The 23,644-nt window shown below is 68.8% G+C and carries 22 protein-coding genes; 7 read left to right on the top strand and 15 right to left on the bottom strand.

All coding sequences use genetic code 11. The features are described 5' to 3' along the window. Positions 1-80 precede the first annotated feature (80 nt). The 4 genes from U5771_RS03915 to U5771_RS03900 all read left to right on the top strand — a co-directional run bounded on the left by U5771_RS03915 (position 81) and on the right by U5771_RS03900 (position 3,587). On the top strand, positions 81-248 hold the full coding sequence (locus U5771_RS03915) for a hypothetical protein (protein WP_322022752.1): 168 nt from the start codon (positions 81-83) through the stop codon (positions 246-248). A 166-nt stretch (positions 249-414) separates the two neighbouring features. Then, a complete protein-coding gene (locus U5771_RS03910) occupies positions 415-1,074 on the top strand; it encodes an isoprenylcysteine carboxylmethyltransferase family protein (protein ID WP_322022751.1) in 660 nt (219 codons plus the stop codon). Between the two features lie 356 nt (positions 1,075-1,430). After that, a complete protein-coding gene (locus U5771_RS03905; protein WP_322022750.1) occupies positions 1,431-1,874 on the top strand; it encodes a hypothetical protein in 444 nt (147 codons plus the stop codon). Between the two features lie 876 nt (positions 1,875-2,750). Further along, positions 2,751-3,587 (top strand): bifunctional allantoicase/(S)-ureidoglycine aminohydrolase, encoded by an 837-nt coding sequence (locus tag U5771_RS03900; protein WP_322022749.1) that lies wholly within the window; start codon positions 2,751-2,753, stop codon positions 3,585-3,587. Positions 3,588-3,699: 112 nt separating this feature from the next. On the opposite strand, the gene U5771_RS03895 is transcribed toward U5771_RS03900, so the two are convergent. After that, on the bottom strand, positions 3,700-4,494 hold the full coding sequence (locus tag U5771_RS03895; protein ID WP_322022748.1) for an aminoglycoside phosphotransferase family protein: 795 nt from the start codon (positions 4,492-4,494) through the stop codon (positions 3,700-3,702). 208 nt (positions 4,495-4,702) lie between these two features. On the opposite strand from U5771_RS03895, the gene U5771_RS03890 reads away from it, so the two are divergent. Then, entirely contained in the window at positions 4,703-6,817 is a 2,115-nt protein-coding gene (locus U5771_RS03890) for a PBP1A family penicillin-binding protein (protein WP_322022747.1), read from the top strand. An 8-nt stretch (positions 6,818-6,825) separates the two neighbouring features. Further along, complete coding sequence (locus U5771_RS03885) at positions 6,826-7,437, top strand: trimeric intracellular cation channel family protein (protein ID WP_322022746.1); 612 nt, start codon at positions 6,826-6,828, stop codon at positions 7,435-7,437. A gap of 36 nt (positions 7,438-7,473) precedes the next feature. Here U5771_RS03885 and U5771_RS03880 read toward each other — a convergent pair whose 3' ends face one another. The 9 genes from U5771_RS03880 to U5771_RS03840 all read right to left on the bottom strand — a co-directional run bounded on the left by U5771_RS03880 (position 7,474) and on the right by U5771_RS03840 (position 16,477). Beyond that, on the bottom strand, positions 7,474-8,304 hold the full coding sequence (locus U5771_RS03880; protein ID WP_322022745.1) for a heme ABC transporter ATP-binding protein: 831 nt from the start codon (positions 8,302-8,304) through the stop codon (positions 7,474-7,476). A 17-nt stretch (positions 8,305-8,321) separates the two neighbouring features. Then, the gene (locus U5771_RS03875) at positions 8,322-9,410 is read right to left on the bottom strand and encodes an iron ABC transporter permease (RefSeq protein WP_322022744.1); all 1,089 of its coding nucleotides are present in this window, start codon (positions 9,408-9,410) and stop codon (positions 8,322-8,324) included. A gap of 15 nt (positions 9,411-9,425) precedes the next feature. Then, on the bottom strand, positions 9,426-10,352 hold the full coding sequence (locus U5771_RS03870) for a helical backbone metal receptor (RefSeq protein WP_322022743.1): 927 nt from the start codon (positions 10,350-10,352) through the stop codon (positions 9,426-9,428). Further along, complete coding sequence (locus tag U5771_RS03865) at positions 10,349-11,440, bottom strand: hemin-degrading factor (RefSeq protein ID WP_322022742.1); 1,092 nt, start codon at positions 11,438-11,440, stop codon at positions 10,349-10,351. Before U5771_RS03865 ends, U5771_RS03870 begins: the two co-directional genes overlap by 4 nt. Before the next feature lie 49 nt (positions 11,441-11,489). Next, a complete protein-coding gene (locus U5771_RS03860; RefSeq protein WP_322022741.1) occupies positions 11,490-13,763 on the bottom strand; it encodes a TonB-dependent hemoglobin/transferrin/lactoferrin family receptor in 2,274 nt (757 codons plus the stop codon). Between the two features lie 266 nt (positions 13,764-14,029). Then, positions 14,030-14,257: a hypothetical protein gene (locus tag U5771_RS03855; RefSeq protein WP_322022740.1), complete on the bottom strand. Its 228-nt coding sequence runs from the start codon at positions 14,255-14,257 to the stop codon at positions 14,030-14,032. Between the two features lie 71 nt (positions 14,258-14,328). Next, positions 14,329-14,712, bottom strand: coding sequence for a DUF6232 family protein (locus tag U5771_RS03850; protein ID WP_322022739.1), 384 nt, complete (start codon positions 14,710-14,712; stop codon positions 14,329-14,331). A gap of 124 nt (positions 14,713-14,836) precedes the next feature. Further along, positions 14,837-15,097, bottom strand: coding sequence for a DUF2866 domain-containing protein (locus U5771_RS03845; protein ID WP_322022738.1), 261 nt, complete (start codon positions 15,095-15,097; stop codon positions 14,837-14,839). 219 nt (positions 15,098-15,316) lie between these two features. Continuing rightward, the gene (locus tag U5771_RS03840) at positions 15,317-16,477 is read right to left on the bottom strand and encodes a porin (RefSeq protein ID WP_322022737.1); all 1,161 of its coding nucleotides are present in this window, start codon (positions 16,475-16,477) and stop codon (positions 15,317-15,319) included. A gap of 307 nt (positions 16,478-16,784) precedes the next feature. On the opposite strand from U5771_RS03840, the gene U5771_RS03835 reads away from it, so the two are divergent. Beyond that, positions 16,785-17,591: a MetQ/NlpA family ABC transporter substrate-binding protein gene (locus tag U5771_RS03835; RefSeq protein ID WP_322022736.1), complete on the top strand. Its 807-nt coding sequence runs from the start codon at positions 16,785-16,787 to the stop codon at positions 17,589-17,591. Positions 17,592-17,807: 216 nt separating this feature from the next. Here U5771_RS03835 and U5771_RS03830 read toward each other — a convergent pair whose 3' ends face one another. From U5771_RS03830 to U5771_RS03810, 5 genes are all read right to left on the bottom strand, one after another. Then, on the bottom strand, positions 17,808-18,923 hold the full coding sequence (locus tag U5771_RS03830) for a succinylglutamate desuccinylase/aspartoacylase family protein (protein ID WP_322022735.1): 1,116 nt from the start codon (positions 18,921-18,923) through the stop codon (positions 17,808-17,810). Positions 18,924-19,181: 258 nt separating this feature from the next. Continuing rightward, positions 19,182-19,964 (bottom strand): ABC transporter substrate-binding protein, encoded by a 783-nt coding sequence (locus tag U5771_RS03825; protein ID WP_322022734.1) that lies wholly within the window; start codon positions 19,962-19,964, stop codon positions 19,182-19,184. Positions 19,965-20,189: 225 nt separating this feature from the next. Next, the gene (locus U5771_RS03820) at positions 20,190-21,110 is read right to left on the bottom strand and encodes a LysR substrate-binding domain-containing protein (protein WP_322022733.1); all 921 of its coding nucleotides are present in this window, start codon (positions 21,108-21,110) and stop codon (positions 20,190-20,192) included. A gap of 228 nt (positions 21,111-21,338) precedes the next feature. Continuing rightward, positions 21,339-21,932 (bottom strand): hypothetical protein, encoded by a 594-nt coding sequence (locus U5771_RS03815; RefSeq protein ID WP_322022732.1) that lies wholly within the window; start codon positions 21,930-21,932, stop codon positions 21,339-21,341. 238 nt (positions 21,933-22,170) lie between these two features. After that, a complete protein-coding gene (locus U5771_RS03810; protein WP_322022731.1) occupies positions 22,171-23,559 on the bottom strand; it encodes an NCS2 family permease in 1,389 nt (462 codons plus the stop codon). Positions 23,560-23,644: the final 85 nt, after the last annotated feature.

Genomic DNA, 23,644 nt, shown 5'->3' with positions numbered 1-23,644 from the left:
TCTTCCGTGCCGGCCGTCGCAGGCTGCGACGGCGTGGCTTTCGCGAGATGCAACGTGCCCTCTTCGCCGGGAATCGAGCCATGTACAAAGTTCTCATCACGTTTGCGCTGATCGGTGGCCTGTCCGGCTGCTACGTCGCGCCGCCTTACGGCTACTACGCGCCCGCGCCGGCCTACTACGGCTATGCGCCGGCCTACTACGCGCCGCCCGTCAGTGTCGGGATCGGCGGCAACTTCCGCATCCGCTGACCGCGCGGCGGGCGCGGGCATGCCCCGCACGCCGATCGACCCCGTCGTTCGGCGCGCCGCCGCCGCTTCTCGCAGGGACGACTCGCGCGCCGCATGACGGCGCGCGTGCGCATTGCCCGCCCGGGTTCCTATACTTCACAGGAAAGCCCACTCCGGCGAGGCAGCCATGGCCGTGACACGCAAGGTCGCAATCGTGGCGAGCGTTTCCACGCTCGTCTATCTCGGGCTCGCCGTGCTCGGCATCGGCGGGTTCGCCGCCTTCTTCTCGCATCCGCAACTGACCGTCATCGCCGTCGCGACGCTCGCGCTGGCCGTCGCGGCGTTGTTCACCGAAGGCAACCTGAGCGCCGGCGAGCGCGAGAACCGCGACAACCGCTGGGTGCTCGGGGCCTTCGCGGCCAGCGGGTTCCTGCTCGCCTACCTGCCCGCGCTGACCGACCGGCTCGACGTGTGGACCTTCGGCGGCGACACGGTGCGCTGGATCGGCGTCGTGCTGTATATCGCGGGCGGCGTGCTGCGCATCTGGCCCGTGTTCGTGCTCGGCAAGCGCTTCAGCGGGCTCGTCGCGATCCAGCCGGGCCACACGCTCGTGACGGACGGCATCTATCGCCGAATCCGCAACCCCAGTTATCTCGGCCTGCTCGTCAATGCGGCCGGCTGGGCGTTCGCGTTCCGCTCGGGCGTCGGGCTGCTGCTCGTCGCGCTGACGATGATCCCGCTGGTCGCCCGCATCCGTTCCGAGGAAGCGCTGCTGCGCGCGCAATTCGGTGCCGAGTACGATGCGTACTGCGCGCATACGTGGCGGCTGCTTCCGGGCGTGTACTGACCCTCGTTCGTCCCGGCCGGCTCGTGGCGCCCCCGATGTGTTGCCACGTGTGTCTGAACCCGCGCGACGGGCGCTTCCCGCACCGCCATCGAGCGCCGCCGCCCCTCGGTCGGAGCCCCGGCCGACGGGCTTTTCCGGCGGTTTCAGGCAAGCTTTTCCGATCCTCTTTCGGTAAACAACTTGTTACCAGAATGTCGACGGCAAGCAGGCTCGACCGGTGCTATTCTTCGCCGCAAGCTCAATGAAATGAATTGGTCCGGGATTCGGCACAATGCCGGCATCGACGTCGATCGATTCAGATCGTCGTATCGAGCGGACCTTCAATAACCAGATTGCGAACAAGGAAGAATACGGGAATGTGGAAGAAAATCGCCCCCGCTCTCGTCGTCGCCGTGCTGACCGGCGCGACCGCACTGCCGGCAATGGCCGGTGACTTGAACAACGCGCTTGGCGGCGCGCTCGGCGGGGTTGCCGGCGCAGCGGTCGGCGGCGCGGTCGGCGGCAGCACGGGCTCCGTGATCGGCGGCGCGATCGGCGGTGGCGCAGGTGGTGCCGTGACGTCGAACCGTCGCGAGCGCACCGGTGCGATCATCGGCGGCGCACTCGGCGGCGGCGCGGGTACCGCGGCCGGCAACGCGATGGGCGGCCGCACGGGCGGCCTGCTGGGCGCAGCCGCCGGCGGCGGCGCCGGCGCGGCGCTGGGCGGCAACCTGTCGCGCAACTCGTACGACCGCGGCGGCGACCACGGCGATCGCGGCTATCGTCACCGCAAGCATCGCCATCACCGCGACTGGGACTGATCGCCGCGGGCGCGGCACGGTGCGCGGCTTGCGCACCGGCGCGCCCGACGCGTCGGCACCCGATCCGACAGCCGGCCCGGCAGCTTCAGCCGGGCCGCCGTCACCGGCAAGACCGGCAGTCTTCACCGCCTTCAGCAGTCCATGCCCAGCCTCGTTCGACGGGTTGGCACCCTCTCTCCCGCTTGACTTTTCCCGCCTGTAGACGAAATCGCCAGTTGCATCGACATGCAGCCGGGCAGGTTCGGCTCACCCCGTTTCGATATCGCTGATCGACGCGTCGACCGATCATGGCCGCAACGGGTCGCGTGGTCCGCACGCAGCGCTCCGTCGCCGTGCGCTTGCCGGTCGTCGGGGGCGTCCTCCAGCGGCGTAACCGCGTGCGTCGCGACCTGGCCGAATGCGTGCGTTCGACGCGCGCGGCCCGCGTCACCGCACCGTTTCCGCGAGCCTGCACATTGCCCCCGGCGTCAGGATTTCCCTGATGCGCCGATCGTCCGCGACACGCGCTCACCGGCCGTCGCGGGTGCCGGCGGGTAGTGGGAAATCGAATGGATGTCATCGCAACATTTAATTGGTCGATCAGGATCGACTTCGCTATCGTCAACGCTGCCCGCGTACGGAATCGAACCGTGCCGTCCCCCGTGCCCCGCCGCATGACCCCGAGTGTCCGCGACCCGGCCGCCGGACCCGCAAGCATGGAGCGCCCCGCCCGCTGAACCGGGCGGACCCGTCGCGAAGCCTGGCCGACCGAACGAAGGCGCCCGCGCCTTCAAGCCACCCCGGCAACGATGTCCCGCCGCCGCATGCGTGCCCCACGCGCGTGCCGCGCCTGCCGTTGCGACCCGGGGCCGGACCAACCCATTGCCTGGATGCCTTATGTCTAAGACAACGTATTACGCGCCGCATGGCGGCCACCCGCCGCAGACCGATCTGCTGACCGATCGCGCGATGTTCACCGAGGCGTACGCGGTCATTCCGAAGGGCGTGATGCGCGACATCGTCACGAGCTGGCTGCCGTTCTGGACCCACACGCGCCTGTGGGTGATCGCACGTCCGCTGTCGGGTTTCGCCGAAACCTTCTCGCAGTACATCGTCGAAGTGAACCCGGGCGGCGGCAGCGACAAGCCCGAGCAGGACAAGAACGCCGAAGCCGTGCTGTTCGTCGTCGAGGGCGAGGCCGAGCTGACGCTGCAGGGCAAGCAGCACACGCTGAAGCCGGGCGGCTATGCCTTCATTCCGCCGGGCGCCGACTGGACGCTGCACAACGTCAGCGATGCCGCCGTGCGTTTCCACTGGATCCGCAAGCACTACCAGGTCGTCGACGGCATTCCGCTGCCGGAAGCGTTCGTGACCAACGAGCAGGACGTCGAGCCGATCCCGATGCCGGGCACCAACGGCGCATGGGTGACGACGCGCTTCGTCGACATGAGCGACATGCGGCACGACATGCACGTGAACATCGTGACGTTCGAGCCGGGCGGCGTGATTCCGTTCGCCGAGACGCACGTGATGGAGCACGGCCTGTACGTGCTCGAAGGCAAGGCCGTCTATCGCCTGAACCAGGATTGGGTCGAGGTGGAAGCGGGCGACTTCATGTGGCTGCGCGCGTTCTGTCCGCAGGCGTGCTATTCGGGCGGCCCCGGCCGCTTCCGTTACCTGCTGTACAAGGATGTGAACCGTCACATGAACCTGACGCTGAATCCCGCGCGCTAAAGCGTCGCGCGCGTCGGACACGACAACCCGCTGGTGCATGCCGGCGGGTTTTTTTCATCGGCGATGCGGATCGATGCGGCCGAAGTCGTGGCAGGGTGGCGGGCGTCGCGCGCTATGCATCGAGCGCGTTCGCGGCCAGCTTCGCGACCTGCAGCCGCGTATCGGCCGGCAGGTCGTCTTCCATCAGCCAGACCGCCGACAAGCCGGCCCACGCGAGAATCCACTGCAGCAGCCGGCGCCGGTCGAGCTGCGCGGCCTCGGTGACGAGCACGACGCGCCGCTCGAAGCGGGCGGGATCGACCGCGATGTCGTGCGCGGGATTGCAGAACAGGTTGGCGTAGTCGAATGCGCGCTCGCCGCGCAACCCCTTCGGGTCGATCGCGAGCCAGCCGCGATCGCCGAAATGCAGCAGGTTGCCGTGATGGATGTCGCCGTGCAGCACGACGGCGTCGACGGGCGGCACGGCGAGCAACCGACGGGCCGCCGCGCCCGAACGCCGCAACACGTCGTCGTCCGTGTCGTGCGACAGCAGCGCGTGGAACCAGTCGGGCAGAGGCACGACCGCGGGCGATGCCGGTGCGCGTTGCGCATGCAGCCGCGCGACCACGTTGCACGCGATCCGGATCGCATCGTCGTCGTGGCCCGCGGCGGACAGGGCGGTGAGCGTCGGCGTCGGCTGCGCGCGTTCGAGCAGCACCGCGTCGCTGTCGTGCAACCACACGCGCGCGGCGCCATCCCCGTTCCACCAGGTCATCAGCGCATTGCCGCGACGCTCTTCGTCGCAGGTCGCAACCTTCAGCATCGCGGGCCGCGCGTGCCAGACGACAGGCAGCACGCCGCCGCTCGCGGTCAGGATGGGGCCGCCGTCGGGAACGAGATCCCACAGGCGCAGGTATGTGTCGAACATGCAGACGATGGTACAGGCGAACCGGCTCACGCGCCGCGCGGTTCGACCGGCACGGCCGCCCGCGCATCCTTTCCTAAATAAAATTTAGCCAGCCAAACTTTGGCTAAAGAATGTTCCGGTATTCCGGCATCCCTTCGACAATGCGCGCCTTTCGTGACCGACGGGCGCCTGCTGCGCCCGTGGTCGCCGCATCGAAGAAGGAGCCCGCATGACCGACCACACCGCCCCCCCTCCGCCGCCATCGGCCCCGCCCCCCGCATCGCCGCGCCGCCGTGCATGGCGCATGCTCGCGGGCGCGCTGCTCGGCCTGACGCTCGCGTGCGCGGGCATCGGCGCATGGACGATCCACCGCATCTGGACGCAACTGCCGTCCGTCGAACATCTGGCCGCCTACCGTCCCGCGCTGCCGTTGCGGATTTTCTCGCGCGACGGCGACCTGTTGGCCGAGTACGGCATCGAGCGCCGCGAGTTCGTGCCGCTCGAGCGCATTCCGCCGCTGATGCGCCACGCGCTGCTCGCGGCCGAGGACGCGAAGTTCTACCAGCACGGCGCGATCGACGTCGCCGGCCTCGCGCGCGCGACGTTCGCGAACGTCGTGACCGGGCAGCCGGGGCAGGGCGGCAGCACGATCACGATGCAGGTCGCGCGCAACTTCTACCTGACGCGCGACAAGGTGCTGAGCCGCAAGCTTGCCGAGATCCTGATGGCCGTCAAGCTCGAGCGCGAATACGGCAAGGACAAGCTGCTCGAGCTGTACATGAACCAGATCTATCTCGGCGAGCGCGCGTACGGTTTCGCGGCCGCCGCGAACGTGTATTTCGGCAAGCCGCTCGATGCGCTGAGCGCGGGCGAAGCGGCCGTGCTCGCCGGGCTGCCGAAGGCGCCGTCCGCGTTCAACCCGGTCGTCAATCCGGCGCGCGCGACCGTGCGGCGCAACTACGTGCTCGGCCGCATGCATGCGCTCGGCGAGCTCGACGATGCGACCTATCGCGCGGCGGTCGACGCGCCGATCGCGCTGGCGACCACGCCGCCGCCCGGCATCGTCGCGGCGCCGTACGTCGCGGAGCGCGCGCGCCGGATGATGGTCGAGCGCTTTCACGACGATGCCTATACGCTCGGCCTCGACGTGACCACGACGGTCTCGATGCGCGACCAGCGCGCGGCCGAAGCCGCACTCGCGCGTACGCTGCGCCGCCAGCCCGGAAAGCGCGATGCGCGCAACGGGCTCGAAGGCGCGCTCGTGTCGCTGGATGCGGCGACGGGGGACATGCTCGCGCTCGTCGGCGGCGCGGATTTCAACCGCAACGTGTTCGACCATGCATTGCAGGCGTATCGCCAGCCGGGTTCGAGCTTCAAGCCGTTCGTCTATTCGGCCGCGCTGGAGAAGGGCTACTTCCCGGGGGTGCTGGTCGACGATACGCAGCGCACGCTGACGCATGCGGAAACCGGCGCGCGGCCGTGGCGTCCGCGCAATTTCGGCAACCGCTACGAGGGCTTCATCCCGGTGCGGCGCGGGCTCGTGCGCTCGAAGAACCTCGTCGCGGTCAACCTGATGCAGGCGGCCGACGCGCGCTACGTGCAGCAGCACGCGGTGGGCTTCGGTTTCGACGCGCAGCGCAATCCGGCGTCGCTGCCGCTCGCGCTCGGCGCAGGTTCGGTGACGCCGCTCGAGCTCGCGAGCGCATACGGCGTGTTCGCGAACGGCGGGAGGCGGATGGTGCCGCGGCTGATCCTGTCGGTGAAGCAGCGTCACGGCGGCGCGCTGTACGACGCGTCGGCGCCGGACGGCACGCGCGTCGTATCGGCACGCAACGCGTTCGTGATGGACAGCATGCTGCGCGACGTCGTGCGGGCCGGCACCGCGCGCGGCGCGCTGGCGCTGCGTCGCGACGACGCGGCCGGCAAGACCGGCACGTCGAACGGCTCGAAGGACGTGTGGTTCGCCGGCTATTCGTCGGGCATCGTCGCGGTCGCGTGGCTCGGCTACGACACGCCGCGCCCGATGGGACGCGCGACCGGCGCGACGCTCGCGTTGCCGGTCTGGCTCGACTACATGAAGACGGCCGTCGACGGACGCACGCCGGTCGATGCGACGCCGCCGCAGGACGTCGCGCTCGTCGACGGCGATTTCGTGTACGCCGAGTACACGCACGGCGCGTGCACCGCCGACATGCCGCCGTTCGTCCGCAGCCGTTTTGCCTGTGGCGGTGCGCCCGTGTCCGATGCGCCGGACGAGCACGGCAAGCCCGACGAGCCGATGCCCGCGGCCGTCGATGCGGCCGAGCGCGAACGCGTGCTCGACCTGTTCCGTACGGAAGACTGAGGCGCGCGATGCATACGCTTTATCTGATTGCGATCGTCGCGGAAGCGATGTCGGGTGCGCTGATGGGCATGCGGCGCGGGATGGACCGTTTCGGGCTCGCGCTCGTCGGCGCGGTGACCGCGCTCGGCGGCGGCACCGTGCGCGACGTGTTGCTCGGACACTATCCGCTCGGCTGGATCGCGCATCCCGAGTACCTCGTGATCACGCTCGCCGCGGCGACGGTCGCGTCGTGGGCCGCACGGCACGTCGCGCGGATGAAGACGCTGTTCGTCACCGTCGACGCGATCGGCCTCGCGGCGTTCACGATCATCGGCTGCGACATCGGCGCGTCGACGGGCACCGCGCCGATCATCGTCGTGCTGGCCGGCGCGATCACCGGCGTGTGCGGCGGGATGCTGCGCGACCTGCTGTGCAACGAGATGCCGCTGATTCTGCGCGAGGAACTGTACGCGAGCGTCGCGTTCTTCACGGGCACGCTGTACGTCGGGCTCCAGCATCTCGGCATCGACGCCGGGTTCGCGACGGTGGTCGCGCTGGCGGCGGGCTTCACGACGCGGATGCTGGCCGTGCGGCTCGGGTGGAAGATGCGGACGTTCGGTGTCGCGGACGTCGAGCATTGAGCGAGGTTGCCGCGCGGATGCGACGATGCGCGTGTTCTACGCCGGCACCATGACCGGCGGCGCCCCGTCGCCCGTTTCCACCATCTTCACCGCGAACCCGTAGCACCGCGCGATATGGGCGGGGGTCATCACGTCGCGCGGCGCGCCGTGCGCGACGATCGTGCCGTCCGCGAGCAGCGCGATCGTATCCGCGTGCCGCGCGGCGAGGTTCGGGTCGTGGACGATCGCGAGCACGCCGAGCCGCCACTCGCGCGCGACCGTGCGCACGGTATCGAGCAGCCGGTGCTGATGCGCGAGATCGAGCGCGGCGGTCGGCTCGTCGAGCAGCAGGTAGCGCGGGCCCGCTTCCGGCGCGTCGTCGTCCGGCCACAGCTGCGCGAGCACGCGCGCGAACTGCACGCGTGCGAGCTCGCCGCCCGACAGCGTCGTCACGTCGCGGCCGACGAGCGTGTCGGCGCCCGCGCGTTCGAGCGCCTGCCAGGCAATGTCGCGATCGCGGTGTGCGATCGAGTGCCGCGCGCCGCCGCGCCGTGCATGCGGATAGCGGCCGAGCAGCACGATTTCGTCGACGCTGAACGGAAACGCCGGCTGCGCGGCCTGCGGCAGCACGGCGCGCAGGCACGCGAGCCGCGGCGCGTCGATGCGCGCGAGCGGTTCGCCGTTCAGCGTGATGTCGCCGGTCACGCGCACGCCGTTCGGCGCGGCGCTGCCGGTCAGTTCGCCCGCGAAGGTTTTCAGCAGCGTGCTCTTGCCCGCGCCGTTGCGGCCGAGCAGCGCGGTCACGCGGCCGGGTTCGATCGACAGCGACAGGTTGTGCAGAACGGCGTGGTGCCGGCGGGCGACGTCGAGATGATGGGCGGTCAGCATGATGAGGGCGTGAAGGGTCAGCCGCCGAGCGCGCCGCGGCTCTTCCACAGCAGCGCGAGAAAGAACGGTGCGCCGAGCAGCGCGGTGAGCACGCCGAGCGGAATCTCGGCGGGCGCGGCGACGGTGCGCGCGGCGAGATCGGCGGCGAGCGTCAGCAGCGCACCGAGCAAGGCGGCGCCGGGCAGCACGACGCGCTGGTCGGGGCCGCATGCGAGGCGTACGCAGTGCGGCGCGACGAGGCCGATGAAACCGACGATGCCCGCACACGACACGAGCGCGCCGACCGCGAGCGCGACCGCGACGAGCACGCGCCGCTTGAGCCGCTGCACGGGCACGCCGAGATGCAGCGCCTCGGTCTCGCCGAGCTGCAATGCGTTCAGCGCGTCGCGGTCGCGCGCGAGCAGCACGCAGCCGATCGCGACGCACGGCGCGACGGCCGCCAGCGCCGACCATTGCGCGCCGCCGAGGCTGCCGAGGCTCCAGAACGTCAGCGAGCGCAACTGCGCGTCGTCGGCGACGAACGTGAGCAGCCCGATCGCCGCGCCGACCAGCGCGTTGATCGCGATGCCGGCGAGCAGCAGCAGCGGCAGCGCGAGCCGGCCGCGCGACGCGGCGAGCCGGTAGACCAGCGCCGCGACCGCGAGCGCGCCCGCGAACGCGGCGACGGGCAGCACGGCTGCGCTCGCGTGCGCGGCGAACAGCGCGGGGCCGAGCACGATCGTCGTCGTTGCGCCGAGCGCCGCGCCGCTCGACACGCCGACGAGCCCCGGGTCGGCGAGCGGATTGCGGAACAGCGCCTGCATCGCGGCGCCGGCCGCGCCGAAGCCGCCGCCGACCAGCAGCGCGAGCACGACGCGCGGCGCGCGGATGTCGAACAGCACCGCACGCGCCTGTTGCGCGGCCGGGGCGCCGCTCAGCGCGGCCCAGGCCTCCGCGAACGGAATGCGGTAAGCGCCCACGCACAGCGCGACGACGGACATGGCGCACACGAGGACGGCAAGCGCGGCCAGCGCGAACGGTGCGGCGCGGCGCGATGTGCCGACGCGCGCGGCGCCCGCACGCGCTACGTGCGACGGCGCGGGGAAAGGCGAAGCATGAGCGGGCATCGTGACGATCCGGAATCAGGCGAGCGCATCCGACAGGCGTCGGTGCAGGGTCGTGACGGCGAGCGGCAGGCGCGGGCCGAAGCCGAGCAGGAACAGCGCATCGAGCGACACGACGCGCCGCGCGCGGCCGGCCGGCGTCGCGCCGAAGCCGGGCGCGGCGAGCAGCGCGGCGCGGCCGCCGACCGCCGCGAGCCCTTCGTCGGAGATCAGCACGATGTCGGGGGCGGCGGCGGCCAGCGCCTCGGTCGTCAGCGGCTTGTAGTGATCGAAGCCCTGCATCGCATTGCGCGCGCCCGCATAGCGGATCATCGCGTCGGCGGCCGTGCGCTGGCCGGCGACGAGCGCCTGGTTGCCGGTATGGTTCAGCACGAACAGCACGCGTGGCGGTTGCGCGCCGCCGGGCACGCGCGCGGCGACCGCGTCGCGCGCGGCCTGCCAGTCGCGATCGAAGCGCTGCAGCAGTGCGGTGCCCGCGTCGCGCACGTCGAGCGCCTGCGCGACGCCGGTGATCTTCGCGCGCACCGAATCGACGTCATGCCGCTCGTCGAACGTCGTGACCGCGACGCCCGCGCTTCTCACCTGCGCGATCGCGGCGGGCGGGCCGGCTTCCGCCGACGCGAGCACGAGATCGGGGCGCAGCGACAGCAGCCCCTCGGCCGACAGCGCGCGCTGGTAGCCGACCTTCGGCAGGCGCTTCGCGGCGTCCGGGTACGTGCAGGTCGTGTCGGTGCCGACGAGCCGGAAACCGTGGAAACCGCGCGCGTCGGCGCCGCCGAGCGCGAACGCGGTTTCCGCGAGCGCGCCGCCGATCACGACGACGCGTTTCCGCGCGGCCTGGGAGGTTTGCGGGAACGCCCGGCCGGGCAGCGCGCCCGCGAGCGCACCGGCGACCGCGCTCGCGAGCACGACGCGGCGCCGCGGCAGGAACGATCGCGCGCTCACCGCGCGTCTCCGCGTGCCGCCGACGGCAGTGTCGCGACGAGTGCGCGCCAGTCGTCGCGTTCGACCTGGCCCGGCTTGCGCTCGCCGAACAGCAGCGCGACGTGGTCGCCCTGCCGGTCGAAGAGTTCGAGCGACGTGACGATGCCGTCGCTCGTCGGCTTCTTCACGACCCACGCGGTGGCGATCAGGTCCTCGCGCACGTGCAGGTTGAAGCCCGGGTCGAGCACGTTGATCCACGCGCCGACCTCGCGCACGTTCGCGACCGGGCCCGTGTGGATCTGGATCATCCCCGCATTGCCGACGAATACCATGATCGGCTGGCCGCTCCGCGCGGCCTGTTCGAGCACGTGACGCAATGCGCGCGCGGCTTCGACCGGATACGCGTATCGCGGATCGGCGAGGCGCAGCGCCTGCATGCGGCTCACGCCGAAGCGCTGCGTGATGCCGAAGAACTGGTGCGTGTCGGTCATCGCATCCCATGCGGCGCGAAAGCCCGCGACGTCGATCTCGGTGTCGGCCCGCTCGGGCGTTTTCGGCGCGGCGGGCACGACGTCGAGCCCCGGCTCCTGCGACGCCGCGCGCCAGCGTTCGACGAACGCGTCGTACGCCGCGTGATCGCTGTGCGCGCGCAGGTAGACCTTGTGGATCGCATGACCTTGCGCGTCGAAGAACTGCAGGCTCTTCAGCGGACCGTGCGCGGTCTCGTCGCGCACCGCGAACGCGGATGCCCAGTGACGGTAGAAGATGCGCAGGTCGATGTCGCCGAGCGCGAGGCCGACCGGGCCGTCGTGGCTCATCTGCGCATATTCGCCGTCCTTCTCGTGGACGGCCGTGTCGTTGCGCGTGAGCGCCATCACGCGGCCGAGGCGCGGCATTTCCTCGAACATCGCCGGAAAGCGCGCGTCGAGCCGCACCACGTGCTCGCCGACGAACGCGGCGAGCGCCTCGCCTTCGCTGACGCCGAGTGCCTGCGCGACGTCGCGGTTGCGCAGCTGGCGCTCGGCCTTGAGCTTGACGAACGCGTCGCGCAGCGCGGCGGATGCGCGGGCCGGCGTGGCCGGCTGACCGGGAAGGGCGGAATGCATCATGTCGGACTCCTTCAAGTAACGGTTGGGTAGGAACGCGCGACCGCGCGCATCAGAAATCCACCTTCATGCTGACGGCGACGGTGCGTCCGGACGACGTATACGCGTCGAGCACCTGCGAATCGGCCGCGATGCCGCGCACGTCCGACCAGTTCCAGTATTTGCGGTCGAACAGGTTGCGGATGCCGATCGTCGCGCTCACGTGCTTGTTGAAGCGGTAGCCGCCGCGCAGGTCGACGACGAACGACGACGGCGGCGCGAAGCACGCCTTGTTCGAGCAGTCGGACTTGTCGATGTCCTTGTCGCGTTTCGCGGCCTGGAACAGCAGGTCGGTCTGCACGAACCAGCGTTCGCCAGGTTCGTAGCGCACGCCGAACACCGCCGAGAACGGATTGACCGTGTTCAGCGGCTGGCTCGCCGCGCCGTCGTTCTGCGTCGAGCCACGGGTGAACGCCATCGCCGTCTTCAGCGTGATGCCGTTCGGCATGATCCATTCGGCGCGGCCTTCGAGGCCGTGGATGCGCGCGTCGGCGAAGTTCACGTACTGGAACACGAACGGGTCGGCCGGGCGGCCGCTGCCCGCGATCGTCGTGCGCGAGATGAAGTTGCGGTAGCGGCCGGTGAACGCGGCCGCGCTGTAGCGCACGACGCCGTAGCCGGTGCCGGCCTTGCCGCGCAGGCCCGCTTCGAACGTGTCGCTGGTCTCGGGCTTCAGGTTCGGATTGCCGATCGACGTGTAGCCGTACACCGGGTTCGAGAAGCTGCTGTTCACCTGGTCGGGCGTCGGTGCGCGGAAGCCGTGCGCGTACTGCGCATACGGAATCAGCGCGGGCGTGATCTCGTAGAGCACCGCGACGCGCGGCGACACTTCGTTCGCGCTCGTCGACACCGCGGTGCCGGTGAACAGCGGATCGTTCTGCGTCGGGCTCAGCCGGTACGTATCGAAGCGCAGCCCCGGCGTGACGAGCAGGCGGCCATAGCCGATCTGGTCCTGCACGAACGCGCCGAACAGCGTGTAGTCGGTATCGGGAAACGCCTTGTTCGGGAATGCTTCGCCGACGCCCGGCACCGTGCCGTCGCGCAGGTTCGTCACGCGCGACAGGCTGCCGTCGACGCCGTAAAGCAGCTTGTGCGCGAGCGGGCCGGTCGAGAAGCCGCTTTCGGCGAACGCGGAGCCGCCGAACGTGCGCTCCTGGTACTGGTTGTCGCGGGAGCGCGAAGGCTGCGTGCCGCGCGTCTCGAATGCGGTCTGGTCCTGCTTCGCGTCCTGGTAATAGAACTGCACGTGCGCGGTCTGGAACCACCGGAACGCATCGTCGCGGAAGTCGTAGTCGACGCTGAAGCGGTTGCGCTCGAGCCGGTCGTGGGTCGTGAGGCCGAGCGTGGCCGGCCGGTTGATCGCGGACAGCACGTCGGTGCTCACGCGGCGCTGCACGGTTTCGGCGGTGAACTTGATCGTGTCGCGCGCGGTGGGCGTCAGCACGAGCTTGCCGAGCAGCGATTCTGAATAGACATCCTGAGGGTTCGACGTCGTGCGCAGCGTGCTTGCCGAATTGTTGCTGCCGCGCGTGTCGACCTCGTGGCCGCGCCGGCCGTCGGCGATGATCATCCCCTGCACGCGGTCGTTGCCGCCCGCGGCCGACACCGTCGCGCCGATGCTGCGGTCGGCCGAGTCGTAGCTCGGCCGGAACGAGAAGTACCGGGGCTTGCCGTAGATCGACAGCAGGTCGCGCGGATCCTTCGTGATGAAGTTCACCGCGCCGGTCAGCCCGTCGCTGCCGTACAGCGCCGACGCCGGCCCGCGCAGGATCTCGATGCGCTTGAGCGTGTCGAGATCCGCGTAGTCGCCGCGACCGGCTTCGAGCGGCCCGAAGGAGAACGCGTTCGGCAGGCGGATGCCGTCTTCCATCAGCAGCACGCGATTGCCCTCGAGGCCGCGGATGTTGATGCTCGAATCGCCGTCGCGGCCGCCGCCGAGCGCGGCGCTGCCGGGGCGGTATGCGGTGCGGCGCACCGTGACGCCCGGCTCGTAGCGCAGCGCGTCCTTGATGTTGGCGGCCTGCTGTTCCTCGAGATCGTCGTCGGTGATCACCGACACGGACGCGGCCGTGCGGCTCGCGGCGGTGGCGGTACGGGTGGCCGTGACGGTGACGGGGTCGAGCAGTGCCGCATCGCCGCGGGTGGACGCGGCGGCGGTGGTCAGGACGGCAGGTGGCGGGTTGGCGCCTTGCGGCGACGAATCGGCGTGGGCCGGGGCGGCGGACAGGCCGAACGCGCCGAACAGCGCGGCACAGATCGGCCGCCGCGCCAGCGGATAGCAATGCACAGGTGGTCTCCCATTGACGATAACTAGCCCGAAGGCTGGCTGGGTGACGCGTTCACCTGGCTGGCCCGTTCGCGCGCGACACGCGGCGAACGGCGAATTGAAAGGCAACTGATAACTTCACCAGTGTAAATGAGAATTATTATCAATACAAGGACGGAAACGGCGCATGCCGGCGCGCGCCGTCGGCGCGGATCGGGCGAGCCGCGCGGGGATAAATTCGGGAGAAGCGGGCCGGTTCGGGCCCGCTATTGGCGTGAGCAGAGGCCCTAGGCCAGCGATTCGATGCGGATCAGCAGGTTGCGTGCATGCGCGATGAACGCGTCATGCGTCGCGCGATCGCCGTGGCCTTCGAAGCCGGCCTGTTCGGCGAACGCGAGCTGTTCGGCGTAGAGGTCGACGAGCGCGCTGCGGGCGTCGGGAGGAAGCGACCGGATCATCGAGACGAGCAGCAGTTCCTGCGCGCGCAGCATGCCGGACAGCGATTGGGGGTTCATGCCGACCTCCTCGAACGACGCGGCGTCGTGCCGCTCATTCAATAGTAGGTGGTCGGCGCACGCAGCGGAAATCAGCCGGCGGCCGTTGCCGTCCGTGCATCGCGCACGACCTGCGCGACGCGCTCGACGAACTCGGCGTCGACGCTCGACAGCGCTTCGCGCTTGCCGTCGGGCATCTCGACCATCAGCCGGTACGTGATGTCCTGCGTGGTCCAGGCGAGATAGCCGACGACGGCGAGCATCACGCCGACGACCAGCGCGGCGCTCGATGCGCCGATGCCGCCGCCGATGGCGGTGACCACGCCGATCAGCGAGATCAGCCACGGCACGAGGCGATTCTTCGGGATCTTGACGACGTCGACGTTGCGGATGTCACGCAGCGGGAAGACCTGCCCGGCGGCCGACAGGCCGTTGCGCGTGATCATCACGCCGCGTTCGTTGAATGCGTTTTCCATCGTATGGTGCGTGGACGAAAACGCGCAGCGTAGCAGACTTCGTTGCCGCGTCAAACGAGACCGAGTGCCGCACGACGCGTGCGGGCCGGCCGCGATGCGGGCAGCGACGGGTAACGAGGGGAAATCAGAACTGCAGCCGGCCGTCGCCGTACAGGCGGCCGGGCACGTGCGACGCGACGACTTCGGCGATCTCTTCGTCGGTCGATTCGGCCGGCACGATCTGGCGCCGCGCGGGCGCGTCGAGATGCATCGTCCATTCGACGAGCCGGTACGGGCGGCCCCACGGACGCTGCATTTCCACCGACACGCGGCAGCTCTGGACCGGCAGCGAGTGCCGGCGCGTCAGAATCGCGTGCAGATGGTTGAAAACGGTATCTTCGATCATCTTGGCCTCCGATCCTGTCTTGTGGGCAGTTGTTGGTGGTGCCGTAGTGGGTCTAAAAAAAAAGCCGCCGATGCTCAGGCGGCCAACAGGGGGGGTGAGAGCATCCTCTCAGCCCAGAATTAAGCGAAACTTAAAAGCCCATAAAAAAGCGCCCCGCATGGAGCGGGGCGCTTCTTGCCGTCGTCATCCGCAAGATGAGCGGATAGTTAAGCGGATGCTTTAGAACTTGTGACGGATACCGACGCGAGCGGCGATCTGGTTCGTCGAACCGTTGCCCGACGTGCTGAAGTAGCTCGTGCTCGAACCGATCTGCGCCTGCACGTTGTTGCCCGACGCCTTCTGCCCAATGACCAGGCCGTACACGTCCGTACGCTTGCTGAGTGCGTAGTCGAGGCCGATATTGCCCTGGTTCCAGTGTGCCGAGTTGCCGCTTTGCGTGGCGTTCGTGTACGTATAGCCGACTGCTGCCGACAGGGCCGGCGTGATCGCATACTTCACGCCTGCTTCATATGCGTTGTAGAACGTGCCCGATGCGCCAGCCGCGATCGGCGTGAACTGCGTACGCGTCCAGAGCAGCCATGCCGTTGCCGGGCCGAAGATGTAGCGGCCGCCGACGCCGTACGTGCGCAGGTCGCGGATGTTCGTCAGCGCGATGTTCGCGATCGACGTCGAGAATGCCGGCGTCGACTGGCTCGGGAAGCGGATGTCCGTGTAAGCGGCGCCGAGGGCGAACGGGCCGTTCGCGTAGTTCAGGCCGAAGCTGTATGCACGCGACGAACCGGCCGTCGTCGTGGTGCCCGTCGTCGTCGACGGTGCGCCGGCGAAGTCGGTCGAGTTCGAGAAGCCGTACAACGCGCCGAACGTGAAGCCGGCGTAGTTCGCGCTCTGGAACTTCACCGAGTTGTTGATGCGGCTCGACGTGAGCTGGTCGATGTCGTTCACGTGGTACGCGTAGTTACCCGCGACCGTGTTGCCGCCGGTCGAGTAGTTCGAGCCGAGGATGTCGGTCGAGAACGAGTACTGGCGGCCGAACGTGACCGTGCCGTATTGCGACTGGCTCAGGCCGACGTAGGCTTGACGGCCGAAGATCGCGCCGCCCTGGCCGATCGTGCCGTTGCCGCTGTTGAAGCCGTTTTCGAGCACGAAGATCGCCTTCAGGCCGCCACCGAGGTCTTCGGTGCCGCGCAGGCCCCAACGGCTGCCCTGGGCCACGCCGTCGTCGTACTTGAACAGCTTGCCGCTGCCGCCGTTCGCGGTCTTGCTGTGGTTCACGTAGCTGATACCGGCATCGATGACACCGTACAGGGTCACGCTGCTTTGTGCGTGCGCCGCGCCGGTCGTTGCTGCGAGGACGGCGATGGTCAACAGTTTCTTGTTCAAAGGATTCTCCGAGCGAATAAATGGCGTGTCCAGTTGCGGTTCCGGCGCTCTCTATGGGCGCTTTCACGGACCGGTCGCAACTTTATCGGCGGGCCACGTAATGAATGTGACAGCCTTTGTCATATGACGATTCTGTGGTGCCGATGCGACACTGGATTCTGCCCGGTTGTACAGCCGGGAGTTATACCGATTCCGCCTGAGATTCGATCGAGATCAGGAATATGCACATGAAATAAGCTTGGTTGGTGCCGTTCCGGCCCCGTGCCACGATGCGCGCTTCAACAACGACACGGGACAAGAGGACACCATGCGACGTTCGATCCTGACCGGCCTCGGCGCGCTTGCCGCGGCGCTGGCTTTTGCCGCGCCCGGCGCGCACGCCGACCCGCAGACGCTGAAGATCGGCACGATGAGCGGCCCCGACGCGCAGATCTGGACCGAGGTGACGAAGGTCGCCGCTCGCGAAGGGCTCGCGATCAAGGTCATCGAATTCAACGACTACGTGCAGCCGAACGCCGCGCTCGATTCGGGCGACCTCGATGCGAACGGCTTCCAGCACCAGCCGTTCCTCGACAGCCAGATCAAGCAGCGCGGCTACCGGATCGTCAACGTCGGGCTGACCTACACTGCGCCGATGGGCTTCTATTCGAACAAGCTCAAGTCGCTGAAGGACCTGCCGGCCGGCGCGAAGGTCGGGATCCAGAACGATCCGTCGAACGGCAACCGCGCGCTGCTGCTGCTGCAGAAATACGGGGTGATCAAGCTGAAGGCGGGGGCCGGCACGAACGGCGTCAATGCGACGCCGCTCGACGTCGCCGAGAATCCGAAGAAGATCAGGATCGTCGAACTCGACGCCGCGCAACTGCCGCGCGCGCTGCCCGACCTCGATGCCGCGTCGATCAACACCGACTACGCGGTGAAGGCCGGGCTCACGCCGGTGAAGGATGCGATCGCGATCGAGGACCTGCGCGGGCCGTACGCGAACCTGATCGCGGTGCGCGCGCAGGACAAGGACAAGCCGTGGGTGAAGAAGCTCGTCGCGGCCTATGAATCGGCCGACGTGCGCAAGTTCATCGACCAGAAGTTCGGCGGCGCGATCGTGCCGGCGTTCTGAACGCCAGGCGTTGCCCGGCCGCGTCGCCGGGCATGCCGCCGCGGAAAAGCAAATCGCCCGCGCAAGCGGGCGATTTCGTTGGTGCGCGTCGTGCGGCGCGCGGGCCGGCCGTTCAGGCGGCCCGAGCGGCCCCAAGCGGCCCCAAGCGGCCCCAAGCGGCCCAAGCGGCCCAAGCGGCCCAAGCGGCCCAAGCGGGCCCAAGCGGGCCCAAGCGGCTCAGGCCGACAGCAGCGACCCGGTGCGGATCGGCGTCGCGCCGGCGATCCGCGCGACTTCCATCCCGGCGGTCGCGAAGCGCACGATCTGGCGCGCGTACAGCACGCCCGACACGCTGCTCTTCAGCGTGATCACGCGATCGGTCAGCGGATCGACGATGTCGGCCACGTCCTGGCCGGCCTCGATCCACGCGCCGACCGGCGTGCGGAACACGATCACGCCCGACACCGGCGCGACGAGCGGATCGGTGCCCGCGAGCGGCGTGGCCGGATGCGCGAGCGGCGGCAGCGGCGCGGGCGTGCCGTCGATGACGCCGCGCTCGGTCAGGTATTCGACGATCGCCTGCGAATCCTTCTCTGCCAGTTCGTACGACACGTCGCGCTCGCTGCGCAGTTCGACCGTGACGGAAATCGCGCCGTTCGGGATCGGGAAGCGATCGCCGAACCGGTTGCGCAGATCCGACCAGCAGAAGCTGTGGATCTCGTCGAACGGGTTGCCGACCGAATTCAGCGCGAGCAGCGACGCCTGCGCATCCAGATAGCGCGACAGCGGCTCGACGTCTTCCCACAGATCGGGGTTCGTATACAGGTGCATCACCGCGTCGCTGTCGCAATGCAGGTCGAGCACGATGTCGGCGTCGAACGAGAGCTTCTGCAGCGCCAGGCGCTGCGATTCGAGCTCGGTGCGCGGCTTCTGTTCGTCGAGCGCCTCGCGCATCGCGGCGCGTACCGCGGCGAGGTTGCGCTGCGCGTCGTTCGTCAGGTGGCCTTCGATGCGCGGCAGCACGAGCGCCGCGAGATCGTAGAAATTGCGGTTGAAGTTCTGCATCGAGCCGAGCTCGAAGCGGCCGAGGTGATCGCCGAACACGTGTTGCGACAGGCCGATCGGGTTCGGCACGGGGACGATGACCACTTCGCCGCGCAGCTTGCCGGCCGTCTCGAGCGCGGCGATCTTGCGGCGCAGCAGCGCGGCGACCAGCATGCCGGGCAGTTCGTCCGCGTGCAGCGACGACTGGATGTAGACCTTCTTGCCGCCGCGCGGGCCGTAGTGGAAGCTCGTGATCTGGCGTTCGGTGCCGACGGCGGGGGAAATCAGCGGATGGGTCTGCGTTTGCATGATGAGGGGAGGGCGGCGCAGCCGCGAGTGATCCGGTATGCGTGGAAGATCGATTGTACGTTGCCTTCCGCGAACCTATCAAACCGCGCCCCGGGTGCGTCGTTTTCCTTTATGAATCATCGGGTTGGCGCGTAAAAAATAACGTTGCCGCGGCCCTTCGTTCATGCGTTTCCCGCGGCTTTCGGTCGCGCGCGAGCAAAAAAAACGGGCTCCTTGCGGAGCCCGTCTGCGCGGTTGCGAAGCGCGCGTTGCGCGGTGTTACTTGCCGTACACGTCGAAATCGAAGTACTTCTTCGCGATCTTGTCGTACGTGCCGTCCTTGCGCATGCCGGCGATCGCGCCGTCGATCTTTGCCTTCAGGTCGGCGTCTTCCTTGCGCAGGCCGATGCCGGCGCCGTTGCCGAGCGTCTTCGGATCGTCGATGTCCTTGCCGGCGAAATCGAAGTTCGCGCCGCGCGGCGTCTTCAGGAAGCCGATTTCAGCCTGCACCGCGTCCTGCAGCGCGCCGTCCAGACGGCCCGAGATCAGGTCGGCGTAGACCTGGTCCTGGTTCTGGTAAGGCACGACGTTCACGCCCTTCGCGGCCCAGTACGTCTTCGCATAGGTTTCCTGGATCGTGCCCTGCTCGACGCCGACCGACTTGCCCTTCAGCGATTCGGCCGTCGGCATCAGGCCGGTGCCCTTCTTCGTGACGAGGCGCGTCGGCGTGTTGAACAGCTTCGACGAGAACGCGATCTGTTCCTGGCGCGCCGGCGTCATCGACATCGACGACAGCACGCCGTCGAACTTGCGTGCCTTCAGTGCGGGGATCATCCCGTCGAAGTCGTTTTCGATCCACACGCACTTCGCGTTCATGCGGCGGCAGATCTCGTTGCCGAGATCGACGTCGAAGCCGACCACCTTGCCGCTCGCATCTTTCGATTCGAAAGGCGGGTAGCTTGCGTCGACGCCGAAGCGCACGGTCGTCCAGTCCTTCGCGTATGCAGTGCCGGCCGATACGGCGAGCAGGGCCACGGTCACAGCCGCAAGAATCTTTTTCACTCGGTGACTCCTCGTTTTGTTCGATGGGTGCGCGGTTGTGCCGCGCCGTAAGCCTTCGGTCCGGCGCGGCTTCGCGTCGGACTGTCCGTTTCGCTGCCCGATGCGGACGCGCGACGTGCGCAAGATTATCAAGACAAAATACCGGCAGGGCGCCTAGGACAAGCCCCGATACCGGACCCGACGGCCGCGCGTGCGGTGTGCGACCGTTTCAGACGAAGGAACGATTCAACCGAGCGTTTCGTTGACCGCGCGCTGCAGGCACGTGACGAATTGCGTCACGGCCGGCGTCGGCAGCAGGTCGCGGCGCGCGATGATCGACAGGTCGAAGCGCGGCATGCTTTCGTCGAGTTCGGCCGTGCGGATCCCGAGCGGCGCCACCATCGCGGCCAGCGGGCGCGTGAAGCAGCCGATCACGTCGGAGCGCGCGACGAGCCCGAGCGTCACCGCGAACGACATCGGCGAGCGCAGCAGGCGCTTCGGCAACGGCAGCCCGCGCGCCTCGAACATCGCGATCATCACGCTGTGCGGGAACTGCTCGGCGCCGACCGTGACGATCCACTCGGCGTCGAGCAATTCCTCTAACCGGCGCGCGTGCGCGAGCGGGTGGCCTTCGCGCATCACGACGGTGAATTCGGTCGACAGCAGCGGCACCTGCGTGAAATCGCGGTCGAGCGCGGGCACATGGTGCATCGCAGCGATGTCGAGCGTGCCGTTGCGCAGCTGCGCGAGCGCGTCCGGCACCGTCACTTCCTCCAGATGCAGGCTCACGTTCGGCATCGACCGGCGGAAGGCGGTGACCGCGTGCGGCAGCGCGGTCAGCGCGATCGACGGCATCGTGCCGACCGCGACGCGCCCCGACATTTCCCCTTTCACCTGCTCGACGGCCTCGACGGTGCGGCGTATGTCGCCGAGCAGCTGCTCGGCGCGCGGCAGCAGCGCATGGCCGCACGCGGTCAGCTCGACGCCGCGCACGCTGCGCACGAGGAGTTCCGCGTTCAGCGCCGTTTCGAGTTCGCGGATCGTATGCGTGATCGCGGGCTGGGTGACGCCGAGTTCGCGCGCGGCGGCGCGCAGGCTCTTGTGATGCGCGGCGGAAACGAACGCCTGGAGCTGCGCGATGTTCAGGTGGTTTCGGATGCGGGTCATCGATCGGTTCGGATCTGGCGGCGGGCCGGGGCGCCGGCGCGAAGATCGATAGGGTAGCGCGCCGCGGCGGCGGGCGTGGGGCGGAACAAAAATCGCGGGGCGGTGCGCGGCATCCTTTCGCCGCGACCGACGGCGAACCGATCAGGATTGCCAATGACGGGGCGTGCGTGTGGCACCGTCCATCGCGATGCGGCGCATCCCGTCGAGGTCGGACGCCGACCCCGCGTATCAGGCGAGCGCCAGTTCGACGGCCGCGAGTGTGCGGCGACGGATCCAGCCGCTCGCAAGCCGGATCGCGAGCCAGTACGGCAGGAACAGCAGGCGCGTGCGCGCGCTCGGACAGTGCACGAAGGTTTCGGTGCGCAGCAGTCGCGTGCCGGCGGGCAGTCCGACGACCTCGAACCGCAGCACCAGCTTCGCGTCATTCGGATCGTCGTGCCGACCGAAGGCCGCGGCGTCGTCGATCGTCCGCACGTCGGGTGTCGGGCGCCAGAAGCGTCCGACGAGCCCGAGCGACAACGACGTGTCGTCGCGATGCAGCAGCGTGAACGTATCGAAGCCGAAGGGGGCGGGCTCGGCCTGGGCGGGGCGGTTGCGCAGCGCGCGGGCGATGGCCGCCGGCGCTTCGCGCATGGCCAGCAGCGCGTCGATGACCGGATCGGCGCGCATGTCGAGCGCGGCCACGGCGTCGATGATGCGCGACGGCGACGCGTCGATCGGCCGCGACTCATGAACCTCGACGAAACTGAACGACGGGATGAACGGCGGCTTGCGCGCCGCGGTCCGCGTGTCGGATTCGGAGACGATGCCGAACGGATTCATGAGCGTTCCGGAGGACAAAGCGCGATCGTAGCACCGCGCTCGGATTCGCGATGCGACGCACGCTGCCGCCGCGCTCCGTCTCGGCCGGACGGCACGACGGAACCCCGGCCGCACCGGCAAAAAAGGCCTGGAAACATGCGTTTCCAGGCCCGGAGACCATCGACGACGATGGTGGAGGAGACGCTGTCGTCCCGATGCGCGCCGTCCTTCTGCCGGCGACGTCGCGCATGATTCGCGGTCAGATCGCCCAGCCGCCGAGATAGAACGTGACGAGCACGGCCGCGATGAGCACGGTGCCGACGTTGAGCTTGCGGAATTCGCCGCTGGCGATGCGGCCGATCACGAGCGTCGAGAAGCCGAGCATGATGCCGGTCACGATGTTCGCGGTCAGCACGATGAACACCGCGCACACGAGGCCCGACATCGCATCGACCATGTCGTCCATGTGCAGCTTGCTCACGCTGCCGAGCATCAGCAGGCCGACGTACATCAGCGCGGGGGCCGTTGCGTACGACGGCACGAGGCCCGCGAGCGGCGAGAAGAACATCACGACCAGGAACAGCACGCCGACCACCGCGGCCGCGAGGCCCGTCTTCGCACCGGCGGCCACGCCGACGCTCGACTCGATGTAGGCCGCCGCCGGCGCGCCGCCGAGGAAGCCGGAGAAGATCGAGCTGATCGAATCAGCGGTCAGCGCGCGGCCGCCGTTGATGATGCGGCCGTTCTCGTCGAGCTGGCCCGCCTGGCCCGCGACCGCGCGGATCGTGCCGGTCGCGTCGAACACGGCGGTCATCACGAGCGCCAGCACGCTCGGCAGCACGGCCATCGACAGCGCGCCCCGGATGTCCATCGCGCCGATCAGCGATGCGTGGCCCGGCGCGCTCAGCGACGGCAGCGCGAAGATGCCGCGGTATTTCACGGCCGGATCGAACACGAGGCCGATCAGCGAGATCGCGACCACGACGAGCAGGATGCCGCCCGGCACGCGACGCTTCTCGAGCCCGAAGATCGCGGCGAGGCCGACGACCGACATGATGACCGGGAACGCGGTGATCTGGCCGAGCGAGACCGGCAGGCCGGCGCCCGGATTCTTGATCACGAGGCCGACGTCGTTCGACGCGATCAGCAGCAGGAACAGGCCGATGCCGATCCCGGTGCCGTGCGCGACGCCGGCCGGCAGGTTGCGCAGGATCCACGAACGCACGCCGGTGACCGAGATGCCCGTGAACACGAGGCCCATCAGGAACACGGCGCCGAGCGCGACGGTCGGATGCAGGCCCTTGCCGAGCACGAGGCCGAACGCGGTGAACGCCGTCAGCGAAATCGCGCAGCCGATCGCGATCGGCAGCTTCGCCCACAGGCCCATCAGCAGCGAACCGAAGGCGGTGGTGAGGCAGACCGCGACGAATACCGCGCTCGTGTCGAAGCCGGCCTTGCCGAACATGCCGGGCACCACGAACACGGAATAGACCATCGCGAGGAAAGTGGTCACGCCCGCGACGATTTCGCGACGCTGCGTGCTGCCGCGCGACGAAATGCCGAAATACCGGTCGATGACTCCCTTGGTGCCGTAGTCCGTTTCTTCCGCGCCGACGCCGACCGTCGGCTGCACCGGGGTATCACTCATGAGCTTGCTCCTTTATCAGCATGCTGAAACGGCCCGTGGCGGACCGTCGTCAGGGTGTCTCGAATCTGGTTGGAATGATCGGCTG

Origin of the sequence: Burkholderia sp. BCC1977, from assembly GCF_905339595.1 — a bacterium.
Lineage (GTDB): Bacteria > Pseudomonadota > Gammaproteobacteria > Burkholderiales > Burkholderiaceae > Burkholderia.
Note: the sequence above shows the minus strand (reverse complement) of the source record. Positions and strands in the feature narration are given on the sequence as shown.